General features: G+C 45.5%; 14 protein-coding genes. 8 read left to right on the top strand and 6 right to left on the bottom strand.

Annotated features, from left to right (window positions below; all coding sequences use genetic code 11):
* Positions 1-245: 245 nt before the first annotated feature.
* A complete protein-coding gene (locus MHN02_RS15535) occupies positions 246-1,124 on the top strand; it encodes a hypothetical protein (protein ID WP_239247230.1) in 879 nt (292 codons plus the stop codon).
* Positions 1,125-1,214: 90 nt separating this feature from the next.
* Here the strand turns inward: MHN02_RS15535 and asnS are convergent, their stop codons facing one another.
* A complete protein-coding gene (asnS, locus tag MHN02_RS15530; protein WP_239247228.1) occupies positions 1,215-2,612 on the bottom strand; it encodes an asparagine--tRNA ligase in 1,398 nt (465 codons plus the stop codon).
* 325 nt (positions 2,613-2,937) lie between these two features.
* On the opposite strand from asnS, the gene MHN02_RS15525 reads away from it, so the two are divergent.
* Positions 2,938-3,426 carry a hypothetical protein gene (locus MHN02_RS15525; protein ID WP_014976053.1) on the top strand — a complete coding sequence of 163 codons (489 nt, stop codon included), beginning with the start codon at positions 2,938-2,940 and terminating at the stop codon, positions 3,424-3,426.
* A gap of 182 nt (positions 3,427-3,608) precedes the next feature.
* Here MHN02_RS15525 and MHN02_RS15520 read toward each other — a convergent pair whose 3' ends face one another.
* A complete protein-coding gene (locus tag MHN02_RS15520) occupies positions 3,609-4,577 on the bottom strand; it encodes a calcium/sodium antiporter (RefSeq protein WP_014948899.1) in 969 nt (322 codons plus the stop codon).
* Positions 4,578-4,829: 252 nt separating this feature from the next.
* Here MHN02_RS15520 and MHN02_RS15515 point away from each other — a divergent pair, with 252 nt between their 5' ends.
* Positions 4,830-6,317, top strand: coding sequence for a RimK family protein (locus MHN02_RS15515; protein ID WP_039227337.1), 1,488 nt, complete (start codon positions 4,830-4,832; stop codon positions 6,315-6,317).
* A complete protein-coding gene (locus tag MHN02_RS15510; protein WP_014948901.1) occupies positions 6,314-7,588 on the top strand; it encodes a GNAT family N-acetyltransferase/peptidase C39 family protein in 1,275 nt (424 codons plus the stop codon). The genes MHN02_RS15515 and MHN02_RS15510 overlap by 4 nt, the downstream gene beginning before the upstream one ends.
* A gap of 125 nt (positions 7,589-7,713) precedes the next feature.
* Here the strand turns inward: MHN02_RS15510 and MHN02_RS15505 are convergent, their stop codons facing one another.
* The 3 genes from MHN02_RS15505 to bioA form a co-directional block, all read right to left on the bottom strand.
* Positions 7,714-7,995 (bottom strand): hypothetical protein, encoded by a 282-nt coding sequence (locus tag MHN02_RS15505; RefSeq protein WP_239247226.1) that lies wholly within the window; start codon positions 7,993-7,995, stop codon positions 7,714-7,716.
* A gap of 470 nt (positions 7,996-8,465) precedes the next feature.
* Entirely contained in the window at positions 8,466-8,987 is a 522-nt protein-coding gene (locus tag MHN02_RS15500) for a DUF2937 family protein (protein WP_239247224.1), read from the bottom strand.
* 172 nt (positions 8,988-9,159) lie between these two features.
* The gene (gene bioA, locus MHN02_RS15495) at positions 9,160-10,425 is read right to left on the bottom strand and encodes an adenosylmethionine--8-amino-7-oxononanoate transaminase (RefSeq protein ID WP_039227342.1); all 1,266 of its coding nucleotides are present in this window, start codon (positions 10,423-10,425) and stop codon (positions 9,160-9,162) included.
* Positions 10,426-10,523: 98 nt separating this feature from the next.
* On the opposite strand from bioA, the gene bioB reads away from it, so the two are divergent.
* Genes bioB through bioD form a run of 4 tightly spaced genes read left to right on the top strand, consistent with a single transcriptional unit; the run spans position 10,524 to position 14,879 of the window.
* Positions 10,524-11,648 carry a biotin synthase BioB gene (bioB, locus tag MHN02_RS15490; RefSeq protein ID WP_049585902.1) on the top strand — a complete coding sequence of 375 codons (1,125 nt, stop codon included), beginning with the start codon at positions 10,524-10,526 and terminating at the stop codon, positions 11,646-11,648.
* Positions 11,648-13,009 carry an 8-amino-7-oxononanoate synthase gene (locus MHN02_RS15485; protein ID WP_239247222.1) on the top strand — a complete coding sequence of 454 codons (1,362 nt, stop codon included), beginning with the start codon at positions 11,648-11,650 and terminating at the stop codon, positions 13,007-13,009. The genes bioB and MHN02_RS15485 overlap by 1 nt, the downstream gene beginning before the upstream one ends.
* Before the next feature lie 2 nt (positions 13,010-13,011).
* Positions 13,012-14,112 carry a methyltransferase domain-containing protein gene (locus tag MHN02_RS15480; protein ID WP_239247220.1) on the top strand — a complete coding sequence of 367 codons (1,101 nt, stop codon included), beginning with the start codon at positions 13,012-13,014 and terminating at the stop codon, positions 14,110-14,112.
* The gene (gene bioD, locus MHN02_RS15475; RefSeq protein ID WP_239247218.1) at positions 14,109-14,879 is read left to right on the top strand and encodes a dethiobiotin synthase; all 771 of its coding nucleotides are present in this window, start codon (positions 14,109-14,111) and stop codon (positions 14,877-14,879) included. Before MHN02_RS15480 ends, bioD begins: the two co-directional genes overlap by 4 nt.
* Here bioD and pepE read toward each other — a convergent pair.
* A complete protein-coding gene (pepE, locus tag MHN02_RS15470) occupies positions 14,850-15,572 on the bottom strand; it encodes a dipeptidase PepE (protein WP_014978798.1) in 723 nt (240 codons plus the stop codon). The genes bioD and pepE overlap by 30 nt on opposite strands.
* Positions 15,573-15,590 lie beyond the last annotated feature (18 nt).

Below are 15,590 nucleotides of genomic sequence, written 5' to 3'. Positions count from 1 at the left end.
CCGTTGATTTTTAGAATCAACAGCATAGCTTATTGCGGGCATGTCGGGAAGTATAGCCAGTCGTATTTAGCAGTATAACAACAATAATTGACGATTAAGTGATGGAAATAGCAAACGAAATTCGTAGTGTATATGGAAAAATTAAGAAGCAGGTAAGTCGTTTATTCCTGAAAAGGCGTGTTGGTTTTTTGCGTTTTTGGATGAGTATTACCTTTGCTCAGCGATGTTATTTTTTAGCAACCAGCATGCTTTTGTTGCAAATATTTCTGAACATAGAAAATAGACTGATTGAAGCAATAATGTTTGGTTTTGCACTTACGGGCATTGTTAGCGAGACATGGCCCAGGTTCATGACACTTTGGAACAGCTTACCAGGTAAAGCTGTGATTCTGTTTGTATACGCAATCATCGCAAACTTTGCACTCGCCTCTGCAAGTGGGTTAGTGAATAGCATAACTGGCGTATCAGCAAACGCCTTGCCTTACAGTCACAACTTTGCGCTTATTCTTATGGTGCCAAGCTGGTTCTTTGTTACCACCATGTTAGGGCTCGTGGGTGGTATGCTTCTTATTATTTTCTATCTGTTTTTCTTACTGTTATTGAAGCCGTTTGGCGTTGCGCGGTTTTGGCATCCAAAACACTATCGGTTTGCTACCTCTACCACATTGGCAAGACTAGCATGGACACTTGGCGTGGCGCTGCAGCTGGGAGTTTTAGCTGGGCAAGTTGGGCTACTCTCTGAATTTAGTAGTGAAAGTGCTAACCCTTTAATAAGCATAGAAAACGTAACGGAAAATGAGCTTGAAAATGGTGAAGCGCAACTTACTAAGGAACAAGCGGAAGATATTTCTGAGTTAGAAAAGGACTTAACCACGCTACTGACTAACGCAAAACAAAAGAGTGTTGATTACAAAAAGTCACAACGACGTGCCTTAGCCTATTTCATTTATGAGTTTGAAGCTGACTCACTCTCACGCTGTGCTCATCCTGAGGGAACCCGCGTTGTAGAGCTTAACGACTACGAAATTTTGCAGATTGAAAAGACAGATGAAGTGGAAGAGGGATTTGTTTACACGGTTGAACCTTGTCGCTCTGCTGCAATTGGAATTTCAGTAAGTCCGTAAACTAGCGCTGAGATAATAACGGTTCAAGAAGTAAAAAAGCTCGCGACAGCAAACTGTGGCGAGCTTTTTATTTATTAGTCAAGCAACTGCTTAGAAGCTAGCGTTGCCCGGTGTACGTGGGAATGGGATCACGTCACGTACGTTTTGCATGCCAGTTACGTATGCTACAAGACGCTCGAAACCAAGACCGAAACCTGAGTGAGGTACGGTGCCGTAGCGGCGAAGGTCGCGGTACCACGCGTAATCTTCTTTCGATAGGCCCATTTCGTCAAGGCGTGCATCGAAAACGTCTAGGCGCTCTTCACGTTGTGAACCACCGATGATTTCACCGATACCTGGCGCAAGTACATCCATTGCTGCAACTGTCTTACCGTCGTCATTAATGCGCATGTAGAACGCTTTAATATCTTTCGGGTAGTTCTGCATGATAATTGGCGCACCAACGTGCTCTTCTGCAAGATAGCGCTCGTGCTCAGAAGATAAATCGATACCCCATTCAACAGGGAATTCGAATTCTTTGCCGCAGTTTTGCAGAATTTCGATAGCGTTTGTGTAGTCCATGCGAACAAAGTCAGAGCTTACTAACTTTTCTAAACGCTCAATGGCGTCTTTCTTAATACGCTGAGCAAAGAACGCCATGTCGTCAGGCAGTTCTTCAAGCACGGCCTTACAAACATATTTCAGCATGTCTTCAGCAAGCTGTGCGACATCTTTCAATTCAGCAAACGCCACTTCAGGCTCAATCATCCAAAACTCGGCAAGGTGGCGAGATGTGTTTGAGTTCTCTGCACGGAACGTAGGGCCGAAGGTGTACACCTTAGACATAGCTGTGCAATATGTTTCAACGTTAAGCTGACCTGATACCGTTAGGTAGGTTTCCTTGCCGAAGAAATCTTCTGAATAGTCAACATTGCCTTTGTCGTCGCGTGGAAGGTTCATCATATCAAGGGTTGATACGCGGAACATTTCACCTGCACCTTCTGTATCGCTTGCCGTTAGAATAGGCGTAGAGATCCAGAAGTAACCTTTCTCATGGAAAAAGCGGTGAATCGCCTGAGACAAACAGTTGCGAACACGGGTTACCGCGCCGATAACGTTAGTGCGTGGGCGAAGGTGCGCATATTCGCGAAGGTACTCAATGCTGTGACGTTTAGCGGCCATTGGGTAGGTATCAGGGTTTTCTACCCAACCCAAAACTTCAACGTCAGTCGCGTCAATTTCAACGGCTTGGCCTTGGCCCTGAGACTCTTTCACTGTACCGGTAACCGATAATGAGCAGCCTGCTGTTAAGCGCTGGATATCGGCATAATTTGACAGAGAATTTAGCGCAATAACTTGTACAGGATCGAAGCAACTACCGTCGTGTAGTGCAATAAATGATAACCCCGCTTTAGAGTCGCGGCGTGTTCTTACCCAACCCTTTACGGTTACCGATTCGCCAACGGCGTACTTACCTTTAAGTACGTCAACTACGGGCGCATGCGTCATGTTAATTTCTCCGTCTTACTAATTTTATGTTGTTGCTTACTATTGAGTCATTTTCAACAACACAGTGCATTAAACTGTGAATGAAAAAATGCACTAAAATTTGCTTTATAGTCAATGTTTTTGGATTGCCATGCCGATAACTTACTAGAATCTGTATTAGCTTTTCGCTTTTCAAAAAGGCATTTCGCAATTCGCTTGGTGCCAAGTATAAGCAAAATACAGATCGAAACATGACTTGGTGATGTAAAAATAACCAATGAAATACAATCCAATAGCACGCTAGTATACCCAACATAAAGCGGGATGCCAGAGAACAGAGTGACAAATGGGAAATAAAAATGATTCGAACACGCCAGTGTCTCAGCAAGCACAAGAACCGAGTGCTACGCAAAGTGACGCTGACCGTTCTAGCGATGCCGAAAATGAGAGAAGTTCTATGACTTACGAGCAACTTGCAGAGCGACGTTCAACGCCCCGTTCTAAAACGCCTTTTTATAAGGTGATGCTTGGGTTAAACATCGTTGGCTGGGTTGGCATGGTTGTCGTACTCATACTGTTTCACTATGCGCGCCCAGACTTTATCAGTGGCGTGCAGCAGTACTGGGGAATAAAAGGCGATACCAGTTGGTCTGAAAGTCATTTATCGGCCATGACCATCATGCTGCAGGTATGTTTAATAGTGAGTTTGGTTAGCATAATTATGCGTGCCAGAAGAAACCGTCGTCAAAGCGATAGCTTTGGCATAAACCTATTCATTCTATTTGCTATTGCGGCGATAAGCCTAATCACGCTGGCTACCACACTGGGCCTGTAAATAGAGAAAGCGCTCTACATGCAGTGCACGACAAAAATATAACTCAAGGACAAATAACAAAGCCTTGTAAGTAGCGCTTTCGGCAAACGGTGTTTATGTCACTTGATGGGGTTGCTGTGAGCTTCCCATCAAGTGAGCGATGCATAATAAGCGTTATTATTTACAAGGCTTGCGGCAATAACTTAAATAAAAGCTGCTTGGATAAGCCAGTACGTATAGGCCGCGTAGGCCAGCACAAATGCTCCGCCTTCCAGACGGTTTAAACGTCCTTGGCGCTTAATGCCAATACAGAAAATGAATAGGGCAATGGTTGATGCGAACATCACCATAACGTCGCGGTATAAAAACTCAGAACCTACAGCCATTGGCTGAATGGTGCCTGCAATGCCCACTACTGCCAAGGTGTTGAACATGTTAGATCCGATCACGTTACCAATGGCTAAATCGTGTTCGCCTTTCTTCACCGCCATTAGCGATGATGCAAGTTCTGGTAACGATGTACCAATTGCGATAACCGTCAACCCGATAATAGTATCGCTAACACCAAAGAAGGTGGCGACTTCTACCGCGCCCCATACCAGCATACGCGAGCTTGCAACTAGCAATAAAAGCCCCGCAATCAACCACATTACGTGGGTTTTTACCGTACCTTCGTTGCTATTAATCTCTTCATCGTATTCGTCGGCGAGGGCGTCTTTGTCGCCTTTCATACCGTGATAAATACTCCAAGAAAGCAGAAGCACAAACAGTCCTAACAAAGAGAATGCGTCGTCTTTCGAGATATTTAAGTCCCACACCTGCCATGCGGCAAAGAAGGTGATGCCAAGTAAAACAGGCAGCTCTTTCTTAATGATTTCTGATTTAACCGCAATAGGACTAATGATTGCGGTAAGGCCAAGGATTAACAGGATATTGGCGATATTAGAGCCATAGGCGTTACCCAGCGCTATGCCAGAGTTGCCTTGAATAGCTGCAAACACTGAAACGATGATTTCAGGGGCCGATGTACCAAACCCAATAATGAGCATACCGATGAGCAAGGGTGAAACACCGAAATGATTGGCTACCGATGCGGCACCACCTACAAACTTCCCTGCGCTCCAAAGCAAAACCGGTAATCCGATTAAAATAGCCAAGCTGGCTAATAACATACGTACTCCTTAAACCATTCGTATCTTGTTTGCTTACTTCAATGTATAGGCAAACTCAATAAACAAAAGTCGTTTCAATCTATTCAAATGCACATTAGTTTTTGTTGTCTTAACGATGAAAAAAAGCCGTGCTGATAATGCTATGCAAATGATGAGTAAAGCGTAAACTCAGCGCTACTTTAATCGTGTTTGTAAATTGAACAAACACAGTAATAATTGTAACTGACAACACACTATTTAGAAGCGAATTACATGCACAATACACTGATTGTTACTGATGATGTTACTCCTTTTTGTAACACAGCTTTAACCGTGCTGACTTTTCAAGATTATCTTGCTGAGTTTCCAAAGTTGAACGAGCCCAAAACACGCGTTATCAACATTTGTGATACTACGCGTTACTTAAGCGAAGGGTACTATTGTTCACTTTTGGCTCAGGCACGTAATCACTCTGTATTGCCTTCTGTAAATACCATTAACGATTTACGCATGGCGGAAGAGAAAAGTATCGATCGCATCGTCTTCTCTTTGTCGGTATCTCAAGACAATACGGAAATTACTGATGAGCCTATATTAGTACTTTTTGGCGAAGTGAAAGATCAGCGCTTTAAACGTTTGGCGCGCCAAGCATTTGAAAAATATCCGTACCCTGTTTTGGTGTTAAGCCCAACGGTTACCGATACTAAAGTGTCACCTAAAGCCTCTGGGAAAGTGCAAATTGAAGGCTTTGCGAGCGTGCAGGCAAAAGCGTTTAAAGACTTAAACGCCAAACAACAAGCGCGTTTCATTGAGCAATTAGAAGCGCACACAAAAATACAATGGAAAGCCGGTAAAACGAGCAAACGCACACGTTGGGATATGGCTATCTTGGTTAATCCAGAAGAGAGCACACCTCCTAGTGATGAACGCGCCATTAAAAACTTTGTTAAAGCAGCTGAAAAAGTGGGCTTTCGCGCAGATGTGGTGAGTCGCCTGTCGCAAGAAGAATTGGGTCACTATGATGCATTGTTCATTCGTGAAACGACGGCGATTGACCATCATACTTACCGTTTAGCCCGTGCCGCAGAGCGAGAAGGCATTGTGGTTATGGACGATACGCAGTCAATTCTGCGCTGCTGTAACAAAGTGTACTTGCAAGATGCGTTTGCTTATCAGAAAGTGCCAGCGCCGAAAGCGACGTTTGTATCGAGCGCTACTGATGAAGTATGCGAAAAACTCATAGCTGACTTTGGTTTGCCGCTTGTTTTAAAACTGCCAGAAAGCTCGTTTTCCCGCGGCGTGCATAAAGCTGAAAATAAAGAAGCGCTGAAAACGCGTTTAGAACAGATGTTGGCTGAATCAGCACTTGTTCTTGTTCAGGAATATATTTTTACTGAGTTCGACTGGCGAATTGGTGTTTTAGGTGGCAAACCTATCTATGCTTGCCAATACTTTATGGTCCGCAACCATTGGCAGATATACAACCATCAGGGAGACCGATTCTCTTCGGGTGGATTTGCCACAATGCCAACATTTGAAGTGCCTAAGCCGGTGTTACAAGCTGCTATCAAGGCCGCTAAAGCGGTGGGTGACGGCTTGTATGGTGTAGACATCAAGCAAACCGGCAATGCAGTTTATGTTATTGAAGTGAACGACAACCCAAGTATCGACTCGGGTGTTGAAGACAAATATTTAGGCAAAGAACTGTACGAATTAATTATGCAGGAATTTGCTGACAGGTTGGAGCAAAGAGGGCGATGATTACATCGGCTGAGCGAGTAATTGAAGTGAATAATGCAAGTCCACAGGAAAGCGCAAATCGTGCATATGGCCTAGCTGAGGGCGCATCTAATACTAAATCGACAAATAGTGTTGGTGTGCCTTCTACGCAGTCGAGTGTAGTGCTGCGCATTGCGACATTACACGATCTTGCTTCGCTTCAGCACATTGAGCAAACTTGTTTCACCACCGACAGGCTAAGTAAAAGTCGTTTCAAATTTTACATTGATGCACAGCACGCAGAGCTTATTGTGGCCGAGCGTGAGCCGTCGACTTCAAGTTCTAACCTCGACAAAAATAAGCCGAGTGTAAATAGCATTGTTGGCTATGGACTGTTGCTACTGCGTCGTGGAACGCAGCTCACTAGACTGTATTCTATCGCAGTCTTGCCTGAGGCGAGAGGGCTTGGCGTTGCTGAAAAGCTCATAAATAGCTTGGGGGAGCGGGCGCTTTTGCGGGGAAAGCGATTTATGCGCCTGGAAGTGGCAGTAGGTAATGCCGGCGCCATTGCTCTGTATAAAAAATTAGGGTTTAGTCAGTTTGGTATGTATACCGATTACTACGACGATCACACTGACGCATTACGTATGCAAAAAGTGTTGGTGCCGAGTAAATCAGTTAAGCCAGAGGTTTATCCGTGGTACCAACAAACGACTGATTTTACCTGCGGTCCATCAGCATTAATGATGGCAATGTGTGCATTGAACAATCGCTATGAAATGACCCAAGAAAAAGAACTATCGTTGTGGCGTACTGCGACCACGATATTTATGATGTCAGGTCATGGCGGTTGCCACCCGGTGGGATTAGCGCTCGCCGCGGTAAACGAAGGTTATGCAGCGAAAGTGGTCATCAATCAGGATGTCCCGCTTTTTGTTGATGGCGTTAGAGATACTAACAAGAAAGCGATAGTCGAAAATGTTGAGTCGCAGTTTATGGCAGAGGCACGTAGAAAAGGCATTTCTGTTGAAATCTCTGACTGGCGAGTTGATGTTATCGACCAAACCCTTAAAGCTGGCGGGGCAGTATTGTGCTTAATCAGCACATACGCGTTCGATAAGAAAAAGGTTCCCCATTGGGTTGCGGTGACTAGCTGCGATTCTCATTGCTATTATCTGCACGATCCAGATGCGAGTGAGGGGCAGCCTGTCGAGTATCAACACATTCCGGTTGCCCGCGAAGACTTTCTAAGGCTTGCCAGCTATGGCACGCGTAAAGTAAGAACATTGGTACTCCTTAAAAAGAAAAAGTAACACGAATTTTTGCTTAGGCCTGAGGCACGGAGAATGCTTGAGGCCTCATACCATTAGTCCGCAAAGATAAATACCCACTCAGCGAAACTTAAAATAGCCATAACCGTGGCGTGTCATCGCAGGTATTAGTGATGAACTCGTGTAACGTTAACCTTTTTATTTAGCGTTTTAAGTTGTTTTACTAATTGAGAAAGCTCTTTCACCGAACCTGAATAATCAATGTGCTTATTCATTTCCTGGCCCTTCACAGCACTTCTATAAAGCGCCTCACTTTCAAAACACGCAGTTTGCTCATTAAGCGTGTTCCATTCCGCTTTTAGGCCGCTTGGAATACAGTGGCGTTTTGCAATAATTTTGTCTTTTATTTGCAACACTTTCCCGATTAATAATTGCGCATCTGTTGGCATAATAATATCTCCTGTATAGCTTTTTGTGTTTAAGTTGCTGTTTATCAAAGGTATTAAGTGTTTACTTTGATAGGCGTAGTGTAAATTCAGCAACATCTCAACACACACTCTCAATAAGTGTTGCAGCAAAGATGCCAACTCTTACTAGATGATGACCTAGAACACGCCAAATGTGCCTAAATGCGGAGCGCGACTGTTGAGGCTCACTAAAGCGAGAAAAAGAGAGCGTGGAAAAGAGATGAAAAGAAAACGAGGAAAAGCTATACGAAAAAAATAGCTAAGCCGGCTGACGGATAGAGAAAGGTCCGAGCGATTTTAGTGCATGCCGTGTATAACGCCTTGAAATCTCGGGCCACGAAATATCAGAGCCATGCAGCTCATTAAGATCTAATGTGTTGGTTTAGTGGGACTGGTAGAAGTGGCTTTCTAAAAAAATAATAAACCACGTATTAACAAGATAAACCCAAGTGCTATTTATAAGCGTAGCGCTTGGGTTTATTCTTAATATTCTTAACCTGACAATAGCAGAAGTGTGGCGTCCAAATTAACAGATTAAGTAAGATAGCGGTAACAAGGCTGAACACAATTGACGAAGGCGTTAGTGGGACAGAGGGGCTGAAATTATCTAACACGCGCTTCAGCGTACCATATTGAGAAGGCGAGGCCATAAACACAAGCTTTTCGAAGTAATGACCGTGCTCTAGCTTCCTCATGCCTTGCTCTAAAGTGGTGATCTGGGCGAAGCGTGTGGCTTTCATCGAGGCATTCTCTCGCACAACTGGCTCACTGTTTTTCTGTAAGCTTTCAAGCATGGCTTCAACCGAAGAAAAACCATGCTGCTTGGCGAGCGCTGACGAACTAGAAACTTCATCTCTCAGTGCATCATAATAACCATTGAGGTATTGACGATAATGATCCGCCAAGATGGGGACTTGAAGTGTAATGATAAACAAGACTGCAAATACAACTTTATCTAAAACACGTACTATCATTCAAATCTCGCTATAAACACTCTGCATTAATGATCTAATTAGTGACCCGCTTTAAAGTTGAATGTTCACTCTATAACAAAACTAACATCAACCCTCGGGCCAATTGACGTCAACTGGTGGTTCAAAACTCCTATTTCAGCCAAGAAGATAGTTAGCGTAACAATCTCACACACTATTTCAAGGCGGTGTAAATCGCATGGGTCAGCTTACTTAACTGCTCGGAAGATATAATGTAAGGAGGCATAATGTATACCAATTTCCCGAATGGCCGTATCCACACGCCATGTTTCACAAAATGGCGTTGAATTTCGGCAACATTGACGGGATTTACCGTCTCGACTACCCCTATAGCACCTAACACCCGTACGTCAGCGACTCGCGGCAAGTCTGCACATTTTGCCAATTCGGTTTGTAATTGTTTCTCAATGACAGGGACTTGTTGCTGCCAATGATTTTCGTTAATGAGCGACAGGCTGGCATTGGCCACCGCGCAGGCTAACGGGTTGCCCATGTAGGTTGGACCGTGCATAAATACGCCCGGCTCCCCTTGGCAAACCCCTAAAGCCACGTCTTCGGTACACAAGGTCGCGGCCAGTGTCATATAACCACCCGTAATCGCTTTACCCAAACACATGATGTCAGGCGAAATACCTGCATGCTCGCAAGCGAAGAGCTTACCTGTACGGCCGAAGCCAGTAGCAATTTCATCGCAAATTAAAAGTACGTCGTAGGTATCGCAAAGCTGTCGGCAGCGCTTTAAGTATTCGGGGTGGTAAATACGCATGCCTCCCGCGCCTTGAACAACAGGTTCTAGGATAAGGGCTGCCATCGTGTGATGATGCTTTTCAAAAATCTCTTCAAGTGGAAGAATGTCATCTTCGCTAAACGTTTGGCCAAAGCGAGTTTGAGGAGCGGGCGCAAAAATCTGCTTGCTTAGTACACCCTCAAATAAACTATGCATGCCGTTAACGGGATCGCACACGCTCATTGCAGCGAACGTATCGCCATGGTAGCCATTGCGCGGCGCGACAATGCGTGACTTCTCTGAGCGCCCTTGACACGCCCAATACTGAATCGCCATCTTTATCGCAACTTCAACAGACACTGAGCCAGAGTCTGCTAAAAATACACGCTCTAAACCTGCCGGCACCATGTTCAGTAACGATTTACACAAATCTACCGCCGGCTGGTGGGTAATACCGCCAAACATAACGTGAGAAAATGCGTCAATTTGCTTGTGCGCAGCATCGTTGAGTACAGGATGGTTGTAACCGTGAATAGCTGCCCACCAGCTAGACATGCCATCTACTAGCACTTCACTTGTGGCCAAGGTAAGTTCAGCGCCTTTTGCACCAACTACTTCATAGCAGGGAAGGGGATTAACCGCCGAGGTATAAGGGTGCCAAATATGTTGTTTATCAAATTCTATATTGTTCACAAATTAGCCGTTAGTAAAGGTTTTAAATTGGTCAGAGTTGACAACTCGATATTGGGGCATAGACTAAGCCAGCAATAATAATTAGTAAAGGACAGTCAATGACGCTGGCTAGTGCGCCTTCTGCGCAAACGACAACTATTCGAAACGATTGGACCAAAGCCGAAGTCGAAGCTTTGTTTGCCATGCCATTTAACGATTTACTGTTTAATGCCCAAGTAGTGCATAGACAGCATTTTAATCCGAATGAAGTGCAGGTCAGCACGCTTTTGTCGATTAAAACCGGTGCTTGCCCTGAAGACTGTAAGTACTGCCCGCAAAGTGCTCGGTATGATACGGGCCTTGAAAAAGAACGATTACTGGAAATTGAAAAAGTCATCCAGCGTGCGAAAGAAGCAAAGCAAGTAGGCTCAACCCGTTTTTGTATGGGGGCCGCTTGGCGAAACCCACGCGACAGAGACATGCCTTACATTTTGAAAATGGTTGAAGAGGTGAAAAGCTTAGGCTTAGAAACCTGTATGACGCTAGGTATGTTGACCCGCGATCAAGCTGTGGCCTTAAAACAAGCGGGCCTTGATTATTATAATCACAACCTTGATACCTCTCCGGAATACTACGGCGATATTATCACGACCCGTACTTACCAGGACCGATTGAATACGTTAGAGAACGTGCGTGCTGCAGGTATGAATGTTTGCTCTGGGGGAATTGTTGGCATGGGAGAAACGGTGAGCGATCGGGCTAGTATGTTAGTGCAATTAGCAAACCTTCCTGAGCAGCCTCAAAGTGTACCTATTAACATGTTGGTTAAAGTAAAAGGTACGCCACTCGATAGTGTAGAAGACTTGGACTATTTTGAGTTTATTCGCACTATTGCCGTTGCCCGTATTATGATGCCTAAGTCACATGTGCGCTTGTCGGCAGGCCGCGAAGCAATGAACGAACAAATGCAGGCGCTTTGTTTTATGGCAGGCGCGAACTCTATTTTCTATGGCTGCAAGCTGTTAACCACGTCAAATCCAGATACCCATGAAGATGTAATGCTGTTCAAAAAGCTTGGTATTAATACTGAACGCACAAGGGATTACTCAGACGAAGCACATCAACAAGTGTTAGAAGAAGAAATTGCCCAGCAACAAGAGCAAGGCGACGACAGTAACGACTTGTTTATTGATGCAACCAAGCCTAAGGTAGCGCCAAAGAAACAGCATTTAACGGAGGCGTAATGGCCTTTCACTGGTTAGACGATTTGCTGAGCGCGCGTGCCGAGCAAGGCTTGCTGCGCCAGCGCCACTGCCAACAGTACGAAAAAGACAGTATTATTTGTATTAACGGTGAGCACTACCTTAATTTTTCAAGCAATGACTACTTAGGCATGCGCCAGCATGAGGGTGTATTGCAAAGTTGGGTTGAGGGGCTGGCGCAGTTTGGTGGTGGCAGCGGTGCATCGCCTTTGGTAACTGGACACACACAGGCTCATTTGGCGCTAGAAGCCTACATTGCCGATGGGTTAAACCGAGAAGCTGCGCTGTTGTTTAACTCTGGCTTTGCCGCCAATCAGGCACTGTGCATGGCACTTTTTCCTCACATGTCTCACCCGAATAAAAGCGCGAGAGCAGGGCACATAATTGCTGATAAGCTCATGCACGCTTCGTTTTTAGAGGGGGCGCAATGTGTATCTGATAGCGCCAAGCTTCGCCGTTTCAAGCATAACGATCTAAGTCATTTAGAGAGCCTGCTATCGAGCGTTTGTCAAAGCCAGGTGCCCGATGCGGTTGGTAATTCTGATGCAAACCAGCAAGACATTCTGATTGCCAGTGAAGGTGTGTTTAGTATGGACGGTGACGTAGCGCCTTGCGAAGGTATCGCTGAACTGGCCGCCAAATATAATGCATGGTTCATGTTAGACGATGCACACGGTATGGGTGTATTGGGTGAAAACGGCTTCGGTACAGCAGAAGCACTAAACTTAAGCCAGCAACAAGCGCCTATTGTTATGGGAACATTTGGCAAAGCAGTGGGCACGGCCGGCGCCTTTATTGCGGGAAGCCAAACCCTAATTGATTATCTGGTGAATTTTTCGAAGCACTATGTGTATTCCACTGCCATGCCACCAGCACAAGCGGTCGCGACCTTGTACTCTCTTACACATATCGCCAGTGATACTGCCCGCCGCGAGACGCTACAAACCAATATCACCTATTTCAGAGAGTCGTTTCGAAAACGTTTTGGACAGACACTTAATATAAGCGCGAAAGGCGATGCACCAATTGAAATCACTTTGGGGCAATCACAAAGTGCGATTCAGCCCATTATTGTTGGTAGCCCAGAACGTGCAATTGCACTAAGTGATGGGCTAAAACAGCGCGGCATTTGGGCAACGGCTATCAGGCAGCCTACTGTACCGAAAAACCAAGATAGGCTGCGCATAACGGTTACGTCAAATCATACATCACAAGATATTGACGTATTGCTTGATGCGCTAGAGCTTTCACTTAATAACTCGGCGTTGAGTGAGACTTCAGTAGAAAAAGAATCAGACAGCGCTGTGAATACTCCTGATTCTGTAAGTAAAAAAGAGATGTAACGATGTCACTAAGTCCCGCCGTAAAAGCTGCTATGTCGGCAGAATCGAGAAGTCTCTTCGACGGTAAGCTGTCGCGTGACGCGGCGCAGGCGGCTTTTGAGGCAAACGGGGCTTTTTCGTCCGAGACATCTTTTGAATCCGAGAGTGCGACCTACGCTAAAGGGACTCTCACAGTTAATACTGCTTCCCCTTCAGATAGCTCCTTCAAAGCTGCGGCACATTTGAGTGCAGAGAAGAGCGCTAAGACTGAGGGTCATGTTACCGCTGAGGGCCATGTTACAGCTGAAGGCTCTATAACAACTAAAGGCGCTGCAAAAGCTGAACGCAATAATACTGCTTCAGCAATTAACGAGCAGGACGTTGCACATCGCTTTTCAAAAGCAGCCGCGCAGTACAACAGTATTGCGGGTGTTCAGCGCATTATTGCCAAGCAGGCATTAGCGAACTTACCGATAGACCTACAGGGTACGGCTCTTGATATCGGCTGTGGTACTGGCATTCACACCCAAACCCTTGCAAATAAAGGTGCAGCTGCAACTGGCGTAGACATTGCCGAGGGCATGTTGGCGCAGGCCAGAAAAATGTACTCTGACCCCATTTTCGTAGAAGGTAGCGCTGTTGATTTGCCTTTCTGTAATAGCCAATTTTCAACCGTATTTTCATCTATGGCGCTTCAGTGGGTCAGTGATACTGGGCTTGTTGCTAATGAGATAGCGCGAGTGCTTGAAAAGAGTGGTATTGCCGAGCTGGCTATCATGGTGGCGGGGTCATTTAGTGAACTTAAAACGGCGCGCAAAGTAGCGCAGCTTCCGCAAGCCGAAACTTATATGCCGACAACCGCACAATGGATAAATGGCTTCAAGCAGTCGGGCCTTTCTTTGCAACGGGTGATTACTAAGAACTATGTCGATACTCACGGCGATATTATGTCGCTACTGCGCTCTGTGAAAGGTGTAGGGGCAGGAGAGACCGGCCGAAAACAACCGCCGCTCACCCGTCGAGATATTAAAAAATTAGCCATGGCTTACAGCAATATGAGCGGTGTAGAAAGTAAGTTACCGCTTACCTACCGCGTAAGTCATTTTAGATTGGAAAAACGATGAAGCAGTATTTCATTACCGGTACCGACACCGAAGTAGGTAAAACCTATGTGACCTGCCAATTGCTAAAAGCCGCGCAAAAAGCCTCGTTAAGCGCCATCGGCTACAAGCCTATCGCAGCCGGATGCGAACAGATAAACGGCGAGTGGGTTAACGAAGATGCGCTAAATATTCAGAAAGCGTGCTCTAAAATACGCGCAGATAAAGCCATTAAAATTACAGATAATCACCAGCTAAAAAGCGCAAATGAAAACAACGAAGAAAGTGGACAGACACTTCCTTTGCATCAAATAAACCCAATTGCACTAAAGCCGGCTATTGCACCACATATTGCTGCCCTTGAAGAAGGTGTTGCGTTAACGTTTGACGAGATTGCAAAAGGGCTTGACGAACTGCACGCCTATCAACCAGATCTTCTGTTAATGGAAGGTGCAGGTGGGTGGCGTTTACCGCTAACGGTAGGTGATGAGTATACGCCCACTTACTATCTTTCAGATGTCGTGAAAACACTCAAAATGGATGTGATTTTAGTTGTAGGCATGCGTTTGGGTTGCTTAAATCATGCGTTATTAACTGCAGAAGCAATTCGCGCTGATGGACTTACCATTAAAGGATGGGTTGCGAACGACATCACGGGTAACATGACGCGATACCAAGAAAATCTGCACTCTCTTAAAGCCATGTTACCCGAACCGCTACTGGCAGAAATTCCTTACCAGGTAGCGCCCAACGATGAGGCGTTATTCGCCGCTATCAAGCAAATAAGTTAAATCATCACCTGAATGAATTGGCGTTTTTTCTTCACCTAGAAAGATAAAGCCGTCTTTTTCACCCACTAGGGTAAGTTGATTATGAGTAAGGCGCAGCGCTGTGCCTTCGCGAATAGCAACTACTGGCGTGGTTGGATTAAGCGTGGTGAACTCTGCCAAACGTTGGTCGCGGGTTTCGCCATTGTGACCCGGCGGCTGATAATCGGTGTAATGCGGGTTTAACTGAAACGGCACGATATCTAGTGCATCAAAACTCGGCGGCTCGATAATGGGCATGTCGTTAGTGGTTCTAATTGATTGACCACAAATATTCGAACCTGCACTCCAGCCAATATAAGGCGTACAATCGGCGATGGCGTGCTTTATTGGCACAATAAGCGCGTTTGCATAAAGAGTAGAAAGCAGGTGAAAGGTGTTTCCACCGCCTACAACAATGGCTTGGCCGTTTTTCTTTGCGTTATTTACCGCGGCAACCGGATCTTCAACGGAATGTAGCCCAGTAACCTTGCACTCTGGCAGGGCGGTAGCAACGGCGTCTACATAGCTATCGTACGTTTGAGTGACGGCGGCATAAGGAACAAATAGAAGGTCGCGAATTTCGCCTAAGTGTGCAAAAATAAGCGCTCTAGCGTGCTCTAAGTAAGCCTCGTCGCCTTGACGTGAGCTACTTAGCATAAGTACATGTGCGGTCATACTAACTCCACAATTTTT

The sequence above is a fragment of the Alteromonas sp. CNT1-28 genome, assembly GCF_022348345.1.
Lineage (GTDB): Bacteria > Pseudomonadota > Gammaproteobacteria > Enterobacterales > Alteromonadaceae > Alteromonas > Alteromonas macleodii.
This window is presented reverse-complemented; position numbering and strand designations above follow the sequence as displayed.

What these genes read in the sequence shown, in the direction of transcription:
- MHN02_RS15535 (WP_239247230.1), top strand. Translation starts at nt 246, where the DNA reads ATGCTTTTGTTGCAAATATTTCTGAACATAGAAAATAGACTGATTGAA.
- asnS (WP_239247228.1), bottom strand. Translation starts at nt 2,612, where the DNA reads ATGACGCATGCGCCCGTAGTTGACGTACTTAAAGGTAAGTACGCCGTT.
- MHN02_RS15525 (WP_014976053.1), top strand. Translation starts at nt 2,938, where the DNA reads ATGGGAAATAAAAATGATTCGAACACGCCAGTGTCTCAGCAAGCACAA.
- MHN02_RS15520 (WP_014948899.1), bottom strand. Translation starts at nt 4,577, where the DNA reads ATGTTATTAGCCAGCTTGGCTATTTTAATCGGATTACCGGTTTTGCTT.
- MHN02_RS15515 (WP_039227337.1), top strand. Translation starts at nt 4,830, where the DNA reads ATGCACAATACACTGATTGTTACTGATGATGTTACTCCTTTTTGTAAC.
- MHN02_RS15510 (WP_014948901.1), top strand. Translation starts at nt 6,314, where the DNA reads ATGATTACATCGGCTGAGCGAGTAATTGAAGTGAATAATGCAAGTCCA.
- MHN02_RS15505 (WP_239247226.1), bottom strand. Translation starts at nt 7,995, where the DNA reads ATGCCAACAGATGCGCAATTATTAATCGGGAAAGTGTTGCAAATAAAA.
- MHN02_RS15500 (WP_239247224.1), bottom strand. Translation starts at nt 8,987, where the DNA reads ATGATAGTACGTGTTTTAGATAAAGTTGTATTTGCAGTCTTGTTTATC.
- bioB (WP_049585902.1), top strand. Translation starts at nt 10,524, where the DNA reads ATGACGCTGGCTAGTGCGCCTTCTGCGCAAACGACAACTATTCGAAAC.
- MHN02_RS15485 (WP_239247222.1), top strand. Translation starts at nt 11,648, where the DNA reads ATGGCCTTTCACTGGTTAGACGATTTGCTGAGCGCGCGTGCCGAGCAA.
- MHN02_RS15480 (WP_239247220.1), top strand. Translation starts at nt 13,012, where the DNA reads ATGTCACTAAGTCCCGCCGTAAAAGCTGCTATGTCGGCAGAATCGAGA.
- bioD (WP_239247218.1), top strand. Translation starts at nt 14,109, where the DNA reads ATGAAGCAGTATTTCATTACCGGTACCGACACCGAAGTAGGTAAAACC.
- pepE (WP_014978798.1), bottom strand. Translation starts at nt 15,572, where the DNA reads ATGACCGCACATGTACTTATGCTAAGTAGCTCACGTCAAGGCGACGAG.